This is a genomic window from Enterobacter sp. C3_dUdeg (genome assembly GCF_057536195.1).
In genome coordinates this window covers 19,622-33,277 of the sequence record NZ_BAAKFX010000012.1, presented here as the reverse complement: position 1 = coordinate 33,277, position 13,656 = coordinate 19,622, and the positions used below count along the sequence as shown (strand labels likewise).

Here is a 13,656-nt window from a genome sequence, read left to right as displayed (position 1 = left end):
ATCAGGCGGCATGTGCCGTGTTGGTGGTGTCGCTGCTGGCGATATCTGAAGCAGCGTCGTCAGCATCGGCCTTACCCGCTGACTCCGGTCCTTTCAGCCAGGCAGGAACCCAGCGGGTGTGCTGCATGAAATGCTCCGCATGTGCTGCAGCGTCGCCCTTCTTCATCTTCTCCGCGTCACCCGCCGCGCCCGTCAGCCCCGCCTCTTTCAGGGAGGCGACAATCTGCGGATGTTTCAGGCTGCCGAAGTAGTTGTCCTTCGTCGGCTGCCACCAGTCGCGCAGGTGGAAGCCGATTGCCGCCTCGACCGTATCGAGGGTACTGCGCGAGGTGTGCCCCATATCGCGGGTCTGTACCCCGTCAACGGAACAGGCAGTGCAGAAGGCCATCAGCGGCATCAACACCCCGCCGTCAAGGGCAAAGAAGGTGGTGAAGTCCTTCTCCCAGCCTTCCGGCAGCAGGGCTTTCAGCCTTGCCCGTTCGGTCATCAGGATGTTAAACGCTGCGCCATCCTTACCGGACGGGGCGTTCTCCGTCAGGCTGCCGTGAGACACGGTGAGGCTGATACGGAACGGATGCGTCGTGGTCAGACAGCCCGAGAAGACGCAGGTACACATGCGCCAGACCATCAGCGCCACCGCCTTTTCGGGCTGCTGCATCAGCGCCGCCTGGACTGCCAGCGTACGCTCGGAGGTCATTTTCGTGAGCAGCGGGACGCTGATCCCCTCTGCGGCGTCGGGCTGGCGTGAGGTGAACGGTACCGTTACGCTGCTGTTTTCGGTATCTTCCGGCATATCCGCTTTCAGGCGCACACCGCGCTGCACGTACACCCGCCCTTCGTACAGGCTGACCATCACCCCCGCACCTGACTTCATGTCGTCAGTCCACGCGCTGACTTCTGCCGCTTCCTGAATGGCGAGGATGTCCGCTTCGATCGCATCCGACTCGTCGCAAACGCTGTCATATGTATCGTACTGCTCCCGCAGCGCATCAAGACGCTGCTGCTGCTCAGGGGTGTACACCGGATCGGGTTCAACAGGCTGCACGAACTCCTTACCGTCTTCGCCGTGGTACCAGATGCGGGCTGCGCGTCCGCGACTCCATGCCCAGCCCTCCCGCTGCTGAATGTCCTGCGCGATACGCTCCAGCTTTTCCTGCACCAGACGCTCAACCAGCACGCTGTCTGCCGTGCCGTCGCCCTCGTCCTGGCTGAACAGATCTTCACGGACGTAACCCCCTGCCGCCTCATACGCTTCGCGCCCGATAAACCGGAATTTGGTGTTGTCGGTGCGCATCTCGGTTTCGGTAATGGCGCGTTTAATCAGGTGTGCGGGCGCGTTCGACCAGCTGGCCTTCACGCTTTCAAATACCTCAACCTGACGGGCAGGATCGTCCTCGAGACAGAGCGCCTGACACTGCTCAACGGTCAGTTCGTCCTGCGCGAGCTTATCCATCAGGGAGGGGGCGAGGTTTGCCAGCTTCAGCATGCGCTGCACGTGGCGGGAGCCGAAGCCGAGGGCGTCGCCAATCTGCGCGGGGGTTTTGCCCTGCTCTGCCAGCGTACGGAAACCTGCGATTTGCTCGGCGGGATGCATGGCGGCGCGCTGCTCGTTCTCGGCAACGGAGGCAAGGGCCGCAATGTCGTCTGAGACGCGTTTGACCATCACGGTATGGCCTTCATCCAGACGCCCCTCCTGCGCCAGCAGATTCAGGGCGGTAAGACGGCGGCCACCTGCAGCCACGCCGTATTGTCCGTCCGCGAGGGTGTGAACAATCAGGTTCTGCAGCAGCCCGAGAGCCTCAATGGAGTCGGCCAGACCGCGTACGCTGTCCACGGAATACGGAATGGTGCGCACGTTCAGCGGAGATTTAACGAGATCGGACAGCGGAACGTACTCGATAACGGCGGCCTCAAGTGCGGCCTTCAGGGCAACCTCCTGCGCCTGCGTGATTTTTTTGCTGCTCGCTTTTTTGGGTGCTTTTGCTTTAACATCGGTTACTGACATAGTTAATACCTCACTGATTGATGATTGTCCGGCCCTGCGGAGTTGCCCACTCCGGCAGGGCACCTTCTTACTGCGGCTTGCGGATACCGTAGTCCGCGATATAACGGTTGAGCCAGTACGTGCCGCCCGGCTCAAAGTTCCACGTGCGCCAGACCATTTCACCGTTCTGACGAACCACCAGGCGAAAATGCGCCCCCTGATCGTCCTCTATCGCCACGTTGGTGTACTGTGACGCAACGGCCTCAGCCTGTTCGCGGGTAAAGGTGTCGTCGGGTAAAACAGCCAGCGCCTCGCTCATGTTGCTCCTCCTTCTGAACCTGTTTTGCTTTTAAAAAACCATCACCCGTTGAGTTGCCGGGGCCGCGGTTTTGACGTTTTGCGGGGACCTGCTGAACGCCCCCGCTGGTTGTTACCTTCACCCGTTTGAGAGCCGTTCGCCGCAGGGGCGTAAACCAGCGCGGGCGATGGCGGATGTCCGGGGCGCGGTTTACCGCGTGCCATTTACCCTGGACAGCTGAGAGCGGCTGTGCTTGTCTCAGCCCCGGCGAAAGGACTCAAAAGGGTGAAAAAACCAGGCAAGGGAATGAGCAGGAACCCGCCGCAACGACGGAACGCGCGGGCGCGAAACGGCGTTGCCCCGAAGAGGCCCGGCAGCATTACCGCCGGGCTGGTGAAAGCGGCGCATCCGTAGACGGATGCCGCAAGCGTGATGTTGAACCTGCGACAGTGCGATGGAAGCCCGACAGGGCGGAGACGGTTTACCGGCTCCGTTTACGACAGCGCCGGTTCCCGTCAGGGAAGTCGCCCACAGGCAGACACAACAGGAAGAAAAACCGACAGAACAGCGATATCAGCCAGTACGCCACCAGTATGGCCACTATTGGCAACGACAACGACAACGACAACGACAACGACAACGACAACGACAACGCAGAGATTATCAACAGAACAGGAATATCGCCGACCGGCTACACCACATCGATATTCATACTCTGACACCACCGGGACATCTGGCACTGGCGTAGATACGCGGCGCCGCAGGCGCGGCGTACTTCGCATGCAGGCAGAGCCTGCCGGGGTTTTGCGCGCAGACTGACAGGCGGCTGAACCGCCTGCCGGGGAAAATCAGTTACTGAAGACATAACCGTCATGGAACACATAGCCGCTGCTGAACAGGTCACGCGCCCAGGCTTCAAAATCGAAATAGCTGCGCAACGGCTCCGGCACCTCATTTAACAGGCCGTTGTCCTCAACCATCACCCGCGCATAGTCCTCCTCGCTTTCCGCCTCGCCGCGGTACGCATCATCAAACGCGTCATAGTCACACTCGCCGGTATACTCCGCCCAGGCGATAAAAGCAGCCTCCCTGCCCTCTTCTTCGGCGCGTTTGTAAGCGGCGATAAAATCCCAGTCAATGGAGCTTTCAGAGACGAACTGCGACGGAATGCCCTCCCAGTCCTGGAACATAAATTCTGCGTCCCATTCATCAGCGTGCAGCGCCAGGCAGGCCTCGTAAAAATCCTCCCTGCCGTCAAACTCCGTCAGGTCAAACCATTTGCCAAAAATGCTGCCGCAGTTGTATTTGTGATACGTACCCACATAAACAGCCGGTGTGGTGGTCGTAGTGCGCATAAAAAATCCTCCATAGTCGATGTTGTCTGAGTTCCGGCTAACGCCGTGCCGACACGACAGCCCGACAGGGAGCGAAAAATGCAGGGGCGATGCATGAAGCCGCGGCGCCGGTAAACAGCGGAGAGGGTCTGGACGGTTAGCGAGCGAATATTGAGCGAGATAACGACGGGAAGAAGCGCGACAGGCATTTAAACATACGGCGACCGGGTGAAAGCATCGACGTCAGTGAACCCTTGCATTTGCAGCGTTCGGGCTAAAGTAGAGGCACGGCGTAAGCCGCAGGCCGCACGAACGTCACTCACCGCGCGGCCGTAACGCCGTGGAGGTCGCGCCGGAACAGAGGAGCTGGCGACATCCTTTTGCTTTGCTGGACCGGCAGGGCCAGGATTGCTCCCGGCCCCGTGGCTGCATCAGATTCGTTCCATCAGCATTCTGACATCGTGCAGTGCCTGTTTGAGGGATGCAGGCGTGGGTCGGCCCGCCTTCCATGCCCGCCCGACAAGATTTTCCAGGTCGCTTTCCTGTCGCCGCAGTACGCGCATGAGCAGCGCCGCGGGAACGCTTACCTCGCGTGCCACGGCCTCACGGTGTCGTACCAGAAGGTCGCATACGCCTGAATTTGTAACGCCTTCCCTGCGATATACAGCCATATCCGCATTACCGGTTGTTTCCATCAGTCCCTTAATCTCGGCAGGGTCCGGCTTTACATCAAGTTCACCACAGGCGACATAAAAAGCTTCTTCGGTCCAGACCAGCAGTACCAGCGGCTCGTCGGGGGTGAACATGTTTTCGAGCCGGGTGCAGAGTTCTTCGCGTGTTCCGTACATTTTGATTCTCCAGAGTCTTCTTCTGGCGGGCGTTTCTGCCCGCCCGTGTCAGTCTTTAAAGCTGGCGTCCAGCTCCAGCGCCTGCCGGTATGCTTCAAGATAAAGTGCGTTGATGCGGCAAATTGTCTGGCGGGCCAGGCGCTCCGTCAGGTTCTCCGCGTCGTAGCGGTAGCGGGATTCCAGCGCATTGAGCGTGGCGCGCAGATCGCACATGCTGTTTGCAAGGGCGGCAACGTCGGCACGCAGCGCTTCGTTTCCGGCGTAATTCGTCATGCAGCCTCCGGAAGCCAGTCACCGTTGGCAGCGGGCAGGCACATTGAACGCCGGACAGCGGCCAGCCGCTGAACGCCGGCCCGGTGATACTGCTCCAGCAGTTCGATACCGATGTATCGGCGTCCGGCCTGTAATGCCGCAACGCAGGTCGAGCCGCTTCCGGCAAAGGGGTCGAGAACAATGGCGTTCGGGTGTGTAAAGCTCTCGATCAGCGGTTGCAGGCTGGTTACGGGTTTTTCGGTCGGGTGGTGCCGGTTGCCGCTGTATTTCCAGCCCAGCACATCCGGCAGCGGGTTTTGCGGAAGGGTCGGACGGCCTTTTGCCAGCAGGTAGGCACATTCATGGCGGTAGCCAACATAAGCGGACTTCGATGTGTAGGTTTTGGTAAACACCAGGTGGCCGACAACGCTGAATCCGGCATGTTTCCAGGCGGCCATAAAGCGATCGACGCGGTTCCAGCCGTAGAAGCTCACCATCAGCGCGTCTTTTTTCAGGACGCGGTACATCTCATTACATGCGGGCTGGAGCCATTCATCGGTTTTATCGCCGGCGATGGTACGCCCCTGACGGTCACGAAAACCAACCAGATATGGCGGGTCGGTCAGGATAAAATCGACAGCATTATCCGGAAATCCGGTCATGATATGGACGCAATTACCCAAGATAAATCGTGACATGATAGTTCTCCTTTCTCAAATGCGGCGCCAGTTACGCCGTGCCGATACGACAGCCGGGTTAAAAGCGGAGAATGCAGGGGCGGTGCCGCAAGCCGCAGCGCAGTAAAAAAGCAGACGCTGGCTGGACGGTTTGACGGCGAAAATTGAGACGGAAAACGACGGGAAGACAGCGGGTAAAGCCTTTGAAATTAACTGCGACCGGGTGAGGACACCGGCAGAGCGAACCCTTGCATTCGCAGCGTCCCGGCTACAGTAGCGGCACGGCGCCCACACGATGGCAGGAACCTGAAATACAGCCTATGTTCAGAACTGAGGTGAACCCTGATTAGAGATCCACAGCGGAGAAACACAATGTGTGGTCGGTTTACACAATACAACTCCCGCGAGGAGTACCTGGCCTTTCTCGGAGAAGAAGCTGAACGGGATATTCCGTATGATCCGGAGCCCGTAGGCCGCTACAACGTCGCGCCCGGAACCCGGGTATTGCTGCTGAGTGAACGCCACTCGCAGCTGCAGCTTGATCCTGTTCACTGGGGTTATGCCCCGGAGTGGTGGAACAAGCCTGCTCTCATCAACGCCAGAAGTGAAACTGCGGCCGACAGCCGGATGTTCAGGCCACTCTGGGAGCACGGACGGGCCATTGTTTTTGCCGACGGCTGGTTCGAATGGAAACAGCAAAACGGCGTGAAACAGCCGTTTTTCATTTACCGTAAGGACGGAAATCCACTCCTGCTCGCTGCCATCGGGAAACCACCTTTTGAGAACGGCAATGACCAGGAAGGATTCCTGATCGTCACGGCAGCTGCGGATGAGGGACTGCTGGACATTCACGATCGGCGACCGCTCGTGTACTCACCAGCTGCTGCACGTAAATGGCTCAGCGAAAACACAACCGGTAAAGAGGCGGAAGACATTGCCCGTGAGGGCAGTCTTTCCGCCGAAGATTTCACATGGCACCCCGTCAGCCGGGCTGTTGGCAATCCCCGGAACCAGGGCCGGGAACTTATAGAGCCACTGGCTTAGCAGACGATGAGATACCCGATATCCACTCACAGGGTTATGTACCGTTTCTGTGGATAACCCTGAGCCTGTTTTATCCGCCAGAACAATGACCTGGCAGGAACCGGTAAAATTCTCCTTGCAAGACGGAAAATATCTTAAATAATACTGTATATAAAAACAGGCATTTTAAGAGGTATGCCATGATCCTTTTTGTCTCTCCCGCATCTGAGCCAGCACTGTTCACCGCACCACTTTTCACAGAGCGCTGTCCGGCAGGTTTTCCTTCACCGGCCGCGGACTATACCGAAGACGAACTGGATCTGAACGCCTACTGTATCCGTCGCCCCAGCGCGACCTACTTTGTCCGGGCCATTGGCGACTCCATGAAAGATATGGGCCTGCACTCCGGCGACCTGATGATTGTCGACAAGGCCGAAAGACCTGTGCAGGGGGATATCGTCATCGCAGAAACAGATGGCGAATTCACCGTTGCCTGCAGCTTAAACCCCGAATTGCCCTGCTGCCGATGAATCCCGCCTACCCCACTCTCTATCAGGAGGAACTGCAGATCTTCGGCGTGGTGACGGCATTCATACACAAGACGCGGGGGACGGACTGATGTTTGCGCTCGCTGACGTGAATTCATTCTATGCCAGCTGTGAAAAGGTGTTTCGTCCGGACCTGCGTAGCAGGCCCGTTGTGGTGCTCAGCAACAACGATGGCTGTGTCATCGCGCGCAGTGCCGAAGCGAAGCGGCTGGGTATTAAAATGGGCGTCCCCTGGTTCCAGCTTAAGACGGCACAATTCCCGGAGCCGATCATCACGTTCTCGAGCAATTACGAGCTTTATGCATCGCTGTCGAACAGGGTTATGTCTCATCTCGAGGAGCTGGCACCGCGCGTGGAGCAGTACAGCATTGACGAGATGTTTCTGGACATTCGCGGCACAGACCGCTGCATTAATTTTGAGGACTTCGGCCGGCAGCTGCGCGAGCACGTGCGCTCCGGTACCGGGCTGACAATCGGCGTCGGGATGGGGCCGACCAAAACGCTGGCTAAAAGCGCGCAATGGGCGTCGAAAGAGTGGCCACAATTCGGTGGGGTGCTTGCCCTGACTTTAAATAATCCGAAGCGAACGGAGAAACTGCTCTCCCTGCAGCCTGTGGAAGAAATCTGGGGAGTAGGCCGGAGAATTTCGAAAAAGTTGGGCACTATGGGTATCACTACGGCACTGCAGCTGGCGCGCGCGAACCCTGTATTTATCAGAAAAAATTTCAACGTTGTGCTGGAGAGAACCGTCCGGGAACTCAATGGAGAAAGCTGTATTTCTCTTGAAGAAGCCCCTCCGCCGAAACAGCAGATTGTCTGCAGCAGGTCCTTTGGGGAGCGAGTCACGACATATGAAGCCATGCGTCAGGCCGTCTGTCAGTACGCTGAGCGTGCAGCTGAAAAGCTGCGCGGCGAGCGGCAGTTCTGCAGGCATATTGCTGTATTTGTGAAGACGTCACCGTTCGCGGTGAACGAACCGTATTACGGGAATGTGGCCAGTGAGAAGTTGATGACTCCCACGCAGGATACCAGGGACATCATAGCCGCAGCGGTGAAAGCACTGGATCGGATCTGGGTGAATGGGCATCGATATGCAAAAGCGGGTTGCATGCTCAACGATTTTACTCCTGACGGGGTTTCACAGCTGAACCTCTTCGATGATACTCAGCCCCGGAGCAACAGTAACCAGCTGATGAAAGTCGTGGATGGCATTAACCATTCCGGTCTGGGGAAAGTGTGGTTTGCGGGACGAGGCATTGCTCCTGAATGGCAAATGAAACGAGAAATGCTTTCACCTGCTTATACGACACGCTGGGCTGATATTCCTGCAGCGAAACTGACTTGAAATTCTGGCGATTTCACCTTGAAATTCTCAACGTAAATTACATGATTACAATAAGTTAGGTATGAAATCGCCGTGGCGAAATTATTGACTCAAATTTCTGTTGAGGACCTCGTTGATAGCTTTGTCCAGTTCATCCTGAACCACTTTTGACATACGGCTAAACTCGTAAGTCAGCGTACGCCCTTTCACACGCTTGCGCGCGAACTTGTCCTTTTCTTCAAAAGTCCAGAGTGCGGAAATTACTGACTTTTCCTTAGGAGGCGGAGCTATCAATGCCTGAGAGGCCTGAGAAATCAATTTCAGTATACTGGCTTTCTGTTCGTCTTCTGGTCGCTCGTGGTCACTTAAAATTGCATCATGCTGATCTGAGACAGACTGAATGAGCCCTTCAGACGTTAAGCCCTTTTCACTGAGTTTTTCATTAACCTCTAACAGAATTTTATAGTCACTAAACGACAGCTCAGACTGAACCGGGAACAGAGAAATCAATTCTTGCGGTACTGCCGCCGCCTGCATCGCCCTGGTGACTTTAGCCTGGGATAACCCCTCCAGTTCAGCAATTTCCTTTTGATTGAATCCGGACTCTTTCAGAGCCATCAATCTCAGACCGATCTCCCGAAGGTTATGCTCTTTAGCTGTCTGGATATCTTTAGCCAGCTGGCGAGCTTCATCAGCTGATAAATGTTCACCGGTAACCATTACATCAAGGCCTGTACGGATATAGATCGCTGAGGCCCGACGTCTTGAACCATCCAGTATCTCAATCCTTTCACCTTGCTGAATGCCAATACAGGGGAAGAACTGCTGAAACTTAATCGTCTGAATAATTGATTTCAGGGATTCCCTTGTCAGAGCAAGTTGATCTCTTCCGTTGGTTTCCTGGTTTACGAATGTCTTACTTTCAACGTCCGATGCAGGTACCCGAACAAACCTGAACGTTATCTTCCTGCCGGTTTTTAGGGTAAATACCTGACTTCTTTGGGTGTCAGTCATCTCGAACATTGACGCCTGGGTATTTAACTGTCTGCCAATGGTTTTTCTTTTCTCATTCGACATCACATACCTCCGTTAGTACGAATGAACTCAATGCGATCAAATACGGCCTTCGCAAAGTCTTCCGCTGCTGATTTTGCGCTTTTAAGCGCCTCGGTGCTTCCATCATAGGTTGCTGGATTTGCGGAAATAACTGTGTCAAAAGTCTCCCCGCAGCGCTCGAAGCCATCCAGCCGCGGCAGAACCATGTCGAGCATATCGGCACCGAATACCTCTTTGGCCTGACTATGGCAAATTTTGTGATCAGACTTGTTCAGGATTTTGGACATAAAACCGACATTTCCGATGAGATTGCAGGTGTGTCCATCCTGTTCGATCGAATCAATAAGCGCAGGAAGGCTGGCTACAAACTTCAGGGAAGAATGAAAATCAACCGTTGCCGGTGGAAGAGGGGTCAACATCAGGTCTGCCGCACCGATGCAGTTTTTCAGGAACGCATCGAGGTGAGGACCACTATCAAGAAAGATAAAGTCGTAGTCATACCGGAGCTTGTCGATAATGTTCTCTTTAAGCACTGCATGAATATTTTGCCCTGGCAGATGTTCTTCACACAATCCCTTCCAGCCTTCAGCAAGGAATGCATCGTCAATGGAAGCTGGAATAACATCAACGCCCGGGATAATTGACGGCACGATGAAATCGGACAGTAATTCTTCACGAGACACGTTCTGGAGCATGGCCTGAGCAGCCGTATTTTCAACCAGGCCCACTGAATTCTCATGGCTCAGGAACATTGTCAGAGATGCCTGCGGATCGAAATCGATGGCCAGAATACGCAGGTCTTCGAACAGAAGCTGAGGATGAGCCCGAAAAGCATGGGATAATGAAGCGGTAGAAACTGTCTTGGAACCGCCACCTTTAAGGTTACATACAAAAATAGTGAAGGCTTTATCGAAGCGATCTCTGTACTTGGGTACTTTACGATGGAAATACAGATCGATGACGTTCTGAATCGTCATCGCGTACTTCATCGTATTGCCGGAAGGTTTCTTTTTAAAAATGTAGCCACTGGCTTCCATTTCGGCCACAGCATACTCCACACTCCCTTTGCTGAGCTTAGGCAGCTTATATAGGGCGGCTTTGCTGTATTCCTGATAGAACTCGGTAAGCTTCAATTCCTCTTTTTGCTGGCGGATACTTTCGCTCAAGGATGTCAGAAGTTTACCTGCACGTGTGGCGACTTTCCGCAACTGCTCAATATTTTCCATCTTTCACCTCATGACGTTTTTTGTCATTTTGAACAAAAAACATCATACTGCAAGAAAAAAATCATAATATTTTCGTTTTGCTTTCAATCGTTGGGGTCGTGTTAAATTTTGTTGGCCCACAACGCAAACCGTGTGTCTGTTCAGAGCTTGCATCTGAGCAGGCAAGAGACAAAAGACTTGTTAACAGGTCTTTGCGGGTGTATTTTAGAGACTAGTTAAACGGTCTCAAAAGGTAATCTATGCCCAACATCATTCTCAGTGACACAAGCGCCAGTGTCAGCGAACTTAAGAAAAACCCAATGGCGACTGTCAGCTCCGGTGATGGCTACCCGGTTGCTATTCTTAACCGCAACCAGCCCGCCTTTTACTGTGTTCCGGCAGAGCTATACGAGAAAATGCTCGATGCCCTGGACGATCAGGAATTGGTTAAGCTTGTCGCCGAACGCAGCAACCAGCAGCTGCATGACGTGGACCTGGATAGTTATTTATGACGTATACGGTCAAATTCAGGGATGATGCGCTGAAAGAGTGGCTGAAGCTGGATAAAGTCATTCAACAGCAATTTGCGAAAAAGCTAAAGAAGTGCAGTGAAAATCCGCACATCCCTTCAGCAAAACTGCGCGGGATAAAGGACTGCTACAAAATCAAACTTCGAGCCTCTGGCTTTCGTCTGGTCTATCAGGTGATTGACGATCAATTAATTATCGCTGTTGTAGCTGTAGGAAAACGTGAACGTAGTGACGTTTATAATCTTGCCAGTGAACGAATGAGATAATCATTCATTTTTACAATTGGAGGTCATAATGGATTACCGTTCTCTTATGAAAAACTCATTCAGCGAAATGAGAAAGTACAGCAGTCAAACCGTTATGGCTACTCAGTCCTTAACTTCCTTTGGTCGACATAAGCCTCGGCCAGCCTTTCAGGACTGGATTGAGCGCCTTAATAAAAATGATCGCTTGCCCCGAGGTCGTTTCTTTGCGGGAAAAAAACCTGGTCGACGCCTTGCGATTTTTGATGAAATTTAGTTTTCAGACAAAGCCGCGCCAGCGGCCTTTTTTACGCCCCTAGTGTAATTCCCGGACCACCTGGACAGTCCGGTATTTCTGTCCAGCATTATGTTTACCATCTTCATCCATTCGTCTCGGCCCTTGAGCAACGAACAAAAAATGCTGTTCATCCTGGACATTTAGGCACTATCGGAAAAAGTGTCCAGAAAATATTTCTGATGATCGTATTTAATTTTGTTGACTAGCAGCGAAAACCGTGAGTCTGTTCAGAACTCGTTTCTGAACAGGGGAGGGGTTGGACAAGCCCGCCGGGCGCGTCAGACTGTCACATTGGGGTATACCTCTGAGGGACCAACAATTGATGTTCAGGATCGTGCCAATGTGACCACATAATCGATGCCGCAGATAAAGTGACCATTTAAACATTACTCGGCTGGATGAAGTGTTGAAACTGGCCAGGGTTTCATTGACCGCTAACTTTCGATATTGAGCCTCTCACTCAGTCGGGTCATGAGATCCATTCGTTCATGAAAAATCGCTACAACCAGTGCGGGCGCACTCCCGCGTGGCAGACAAAAAACATAATGATGCTCACAGTGCATCATCCGTAATTCAGGAAAGAGTTCGCTCATATCCCTGAAGGAACCTCGTCCGGCAGCAAGATCTGCAATACCATGTTCCAGCCTGGCGATATAGCGACGAACTTGAGCGGTCCCCCACTGTTTACGCGTGTAGCGGATGATGCCTCTCAGGTCTACTTCCGCATCAGTTGTAAGTATATAAGCCGTCACGTGCGATTTTCGCTCAGTTCGTCATCAAGAATGTCTCCGATACTTTTGGTAGAAACTTTCCCCTCCAGCCCATTGTTAATACGGTTTCCCAGCAACTTTTTCAGCTCCTGCCATGCCAGATCGGCGTCTGCATCGCCGGGGAACAAACGTTCGAGAGCGTATTGCTTAATCGTTTTACCTTGCAGGGCAGCCAGCGCTTTCAGGCTCTGATGCTGCTGGTCTGTTATGTCAATTGTCAGCCGACTCACAAGCTTATCTCCTCTGGAATACACAAACCCACATTAGCATATATGTAAAAATGAGGCTATCAGATAACCTTCACCATCAAACTATCGTTTGCTGGACGGGGCATCAAACTGGATAAATGGAGATCGCTCAGGCTTCCTGAACCAGTACAGCAGTAAACACAGGCCCGATGGATTAATCACCCTCCCTGACGGCAGACAGATCGCCATTGAAACCGAACGCAGCATCAAGACAAAGGCGCGCTATCAGTCCATCATGACCAGCCATCTGACGGCCAGAACAAACCGGCACTGGTTTTACGTGTTTTATGTCACACCTGATGAAACTAAAAAACGCGCCCTCCAGGTAATTTTTAACAGCATCACACATGTGATCTCTAATAACCAGCATGTGCCACTGGAGGCAAAACACCGCGATGTCTTTCGCTTTCACACCCTCGACGAACTGAAAAGCCTGGAGCTGGAAAACTATGCGTAAAACCACCCTTCTGGTGCTGGCCGCCGTCCTCTTTGTGCCAGCTCTCGCCACTGCCGCGCCCGTCTTCTCGGCGGGTTTTTCGCCGTCTGACGGGCGCTCCGCCCTTGAGGTGGTGCTCGGCGCCATAAAAAACGCCAGGCAGCGCGTTGACGTCGCGGCCTACAGCTTCACCAGTAAGCCGGTGGCGACGGCGCTCGCCGACGCTAACCGGCGCGGCGTGGCCGTGCGCGTGGTGGCCGACGAAAAGGCCAACAGCGACCGCTACACTGCCGTGACGTACCTGATAAACCAGGGCGTGCCCGTACACCTCAACGGCCGTTATGCCATCATGCACAACAAGTTTATGGTGATCGACGGTAAAAACGTTCAGACCGGCTCATTTAACTACGCAGCCAGCGCCGACTCGCGCAACGCGGAGAACGTGCTGCTGATCGAGGACGCGCGCAACTCGCGGAGGCGTACCAGCGTGAATTCAACCGCCTGTGGGATGAGGGCACTCCCCTGAATGCCCTTTACTGAATCAGCCCCGTCTGCGGACGGGGCTTTTTTTTTACTCCACTTC

At 54.0% G+C, this 13,656-nt stretch carries 15 protein-coding genes and 3 pseudogenes; 8 read left to right on the top strand and 10 right to left on the bottom strand.

Annotated features, from left to right (window positions below; genetic code table 11):
* Position 1 precedes the first annotated feature (1 nt).
* The 6 genes from AC27FC_RS19700 to AC27FC_RS19675 form a co-directional block, all read right to left on the bottom strand.
* Positions 2 to 2,005 carry a ParB/RepB/Spo0J family partition protein gene (locus AC27FC_RS19700; RefSeq protein WP_487160286.1) on the bottom strand — a complete coding sequence of 668 codons (2,004 nt, stop codon included), beginning with the start codon at positions 2,003 to 2,005 and terminating at the stop codon, positions 2 to 4.
* A gap of 67 nt (positions 2,006 to 2,072) precedes the next feature.
* Entirely contained in the window at positions 2,073 to 2,303 is a 231-nt protein-coding gene (locus AC27FC_RS19695) for a DUF905 domain-containing protein (protein ID WP_487160285.1), read from the bottom strand.
* An 827-nt stretch (positions 2,304 to 3,130) separates the two neighbouring features.
* Positions 3,131 to 3,637, bottom strand: coding sequence for an antirestriction protein ArdA (locus AC27FC_RS19690; RefSeq protein WP_487160284.1), 507 nt, complete (start codon positions 3,635 to 3,637; stop codon positions 3,131 to 3,133).
* A 410-nt stretch (positions 3,638 to 4,047) separates the two neighbouring features.
* A complete protein-coding gene (locus AC27FC_RS19685) occupies positions 4,048 to 4,464 on the bottom strand; it encodes a DUF1380 family protein (RefSeq protein ID WP_487160283.1) in 417 nt (138 codons plus the stop codon).
* A gap of 48 nt (positions 4,465 to 4,512) precedes the next feature.
* Positions 4,513 to 4,737 (bottom strand): hypothetical protein, encoded by a 225-nt coding sequence (locus AC27FC_RS19680; RefSeq protein ID WP_045420362.1) that lies wholly within the window; start codon positions 4,735 to 4,737, stop codon positions 4,513 to 4,515.
* The gene (locus AC27FC_RS19675) at positions 4,734 to 5,414 is read right to left on the bottom strand and encodes a DNA methylase (protein WP_487160282.1); all 681 of its coding nucleotides are present in this window, start codon (positions 5,412 to 5,414) and stop codon (positions 4,734 to 4,736) included. The genes AC27FC_RS19680 and AC27FC_RS19675 overlap by 4 nt, the downstream gene beginning before the upstream one ends.
* Before the next feature lie 351 nt (positions 5,415 to 5,765).
* Here AC27FC_RS19675 and AC27FC_RS19670 point away from each other — a divergent pair, with 351 nt between their 5' ends.
* The 3 genes and pseudogenes from AC27FC_RS19670 (at position 5,766) to AC27FC_RS19660 (ending at position 8,309) form a co-directional block, all read left to right on the top strand.
* On the top strand, positions 5,766 to 6,437 hold the full coding sequence (locus AC27FC_RS19670; protein WP_047359678.1) for an SOS response-associated peptidase family protein: 672 nt from the start codon (positions 5,766 to 5,768) through the stop codon (positions 6,435 to 6,437).
* 179 nt (positions 6,438 to 6,616) lie between these two features.
* Positions 6,617 to 7,035: pseudogene (umuD, locus tag AC27FC_RS19665) on the top strand (translesion error-prone DNA polymerase V autoproteolytic subunit).
* A complete protein-coding gene (locus AC27FC_RS19660; protein ID WP_487160281.1) occupies positions 7,035 to 8,309 on the top strand; it encodes a Y-family DNA polymerase in 1,275 nt (424 codons plus the stop codon). The pseudogene umuD and the gene AC27FC_RS19660 overlap by 1 nt, the downstream one beginning before the upstream one ends.
* Positions 8,310 to 8,390: 81 nt before the next feature.
* On the opposite strand, the gene AC27FC_RS19655 is transcribed toward AC27FC_RS19660, so the two are convergent.
* Together AC27FC_RS19655 and AC27FC_RS19650 are read right to left on the bottom strand one after the other, a co-directional pair.
* Positions 8,391 to 9,365 (bottom strand): ParB family protein, encoded by a 975-nt coding sequence (locus AC27FC_RS19655; RefSeq protein ID WP_487160280.1) that lies wholly within the window; start codon positions 9,363 to 9,365, stop codon positions 8,391 to 8,393.
* Positions 9,365 to 10,570, bottom strand: a complete 1,206-nt coding sequence (locus AC27FC_RS19650) for an AAA family ATPase (protein ID WP_000427674.1) — start codon at positions 10,568 to 10,570, stop codon at positions 9,365 to 9,367. Before AC27FC_RS19650 ends, AC27FC_RS19655 begins: the two co-directional genes overlap by 1 nt.
* Positions 10,571 to 10,809: 239 nt before the next feature.
* Between AC27FC_RS19650 and AC27FC_RS19645 the strand changes: the two genes are divergently transcribed.
* Genes AC27FC_RS19645 through AC27FC_RS19635 form a run of 3 tightly spaced genes read left to right on the top strand, consistent with a single transcriptional unit; the run spans position 10,810 to position 11,598 of the window.
* Positions 10,810 to 11,061, top strand: coding sequence for a type II toxin-antitoxin system Phd/YefM family antitoxin (locus AC27FC_RS19645; RefSeq protein ID WP_040079629.1), 252 nt, complete (start codon positions 10,810 to 10,812; stop codon positions 11,059 to 11,061).
* Entirely contained in the window at positions 11,058 to 11,345 is a 288-nt protein-coding gene (locus AC27FC_RS19640; protein ID WP_000222768.1) for a type II toxin-antitoxin system RelE family toxin, read from the top strand. Before AC27FC_RS19645 ends, AC27FC_RS19640 begins: the two co-directional genes overlap by 4 nt.
* Before the next feature lie 28 nt (positions 11,346 to 11,373).
* Positions 11,374 to 11,598, top strand: a complete 225-nt coding sequence (locus AC27FC_RS19635) for a hypothetical protein (RefSeq protein ID WP_125366751.1) — start codon at positions 11,374 to 11,376, stop codon at positions 11,596 to 11,598.
* Between the two features lie 455 nt (positions 11,599 to 12,053).
* Here AC27FC_RS19635 and AC27FC_RS19630 read toward each other — a convergent pair whose 3' ends face one another.
* Both AC27FC_RS19630 and AC27FC_RS19625 read right to left on the bottom strand, forming a co-directional pair.
* Positions 12,054 to 12,371, bottom strand: coding sequence for a type II toxin-antitoxin system RelE/ParE family toxin (locus AC27FC_RS19630; RefSeq protein WP_487160279.1), 318 nt, complete (start codon positions 12,369 to 12,371; stop codon positions 12,054 to 12,056).
* The gene (locus tag AC27FC_RS19625) at positions 12,368 to 12,619 is read right to left on the bottom strand and encodes an antitoxin (RefSeq protein ID WP_487160278.1); all 252 of its coding nucleotides are present in this window, start codon (positions 12,617 to 12,619) and stop codon (positions 12,368 to 12,370) included. Before AC27FC_RS19625 ends, AC27FC_RS19630 begins: the two co-directional genes overlap by 4 nt.
* A 97-nt stretch (positions 12,620 to 12,716) precedes the next feature.
* Between AC27FC_RS19625 and AC27FC_RS19620 the strand changes: the two are divergent.
* Positions 12,717 to 13,094: pseudogene (locus tag AC27FC_RS19620) on the top strand (MobC family replication-relaxation protein); the annotation flags it as partial.
* Positions 13,087 to 13,613, top strand: a pseudogene (locus AC27FC_RS19615) (phospholipase D family nuclease). The pseudogenes AC27FC_RS19620 and AC27FC_RS19615, both read left to right, overlap by 8 nt.
* Positions 13,614 to 13,656 lie beyond the last annotated feature (43 nt).

Coding starts and splice junctions, on each gene's coding strand:
- AC27FC_RS19640 (WP_000222768.1), top strand. CDS start 11,058: ATGACGTATACGGTCAAATTCAGGGATGATGCGCTGAAAGAGTGGCTG.
- AC27FC_RS19655 (WP_487160280.1), bottom strand. CDS start 9,365: ATGTCGAATGAGAAAAGAAAAACCATTGGCAGACAGTTAAATACCCAG.
- AC27FC_RS19660 (WP_487160281.1), top strand. CDS start 7,035: ATGTTTGCGCTCGCTGACGTGAATTCATTCTATGCCAGCTGTGAAAAG.
- AC27FC_RS19650 (WP_000427674.1), bottom strand. CDS start 10,570: ATGGAAAATATTGAGCAGTTGCGGAAAGTCGCCACACGTGCAGGTAAA.
- AC27FC_RS19685 (WP_487160283.1), bottom strand. CDS start 4,464: ATGTACGGAACACGCGAAGAACTCTGCACCCGGCTCGAAAACATGTTC.
- AC27FC_RS19695 (WP_487160285.1), bottom strand. CDS start 2,303: ATGAGCGAGGCGCTGGCTGTTTTACCCGACGACACCTTTACCCGCGAA.
- AC27FC_RS19700 (WP_487160286.1), bottom strand. CDS start 2,005: ATGTCAGTAACCGATGTTAAAGCAAAAGCACCCAAAAAAGCGAGCAGC.
- AC27FC_RS19645 (WP_040079629.1), top strand. CDS start 10,810: ATGCCCAACATCATTCTCAGTGACACAAGCGCCAGTGTCAGCGAACTT.
- AC27FC_RS19690 (WP_487160284.1), bottom strand. CDS start 3,637: ATGCGCACTACGACCACCACACCGGCTGTTTATGTGGGTACGTATCAC.
- AC27FC_RS19675 (WP_487160282.1), bottom strand. CDS start 5,414: ATGTCACGATTTATCTTGGGTAATTGCGTCCATATCATGACCGGATTT.
- AC27FC_RS19680 (WP_045420362.1), bottom strand. CDS start 4,737: ATGACGAATTACGCCGGAAACGAAGCGCTGCGTGCCGACGTTGCCGCC.
- AC27FC_RS19670 (WP_047359678.1), top strand. CDS start 5,766: ATGTGTGGTCGGTTTACACAATACAACTCCCGCGAGGAGTACCTGGCC.
- AC27FC_RS19635 (WP_125366751.1), top strand. CDS start 11,374: ATGGATTACCGTTCTCTTATGAAAAACTCATTCAGCGAAATGAGAAAG.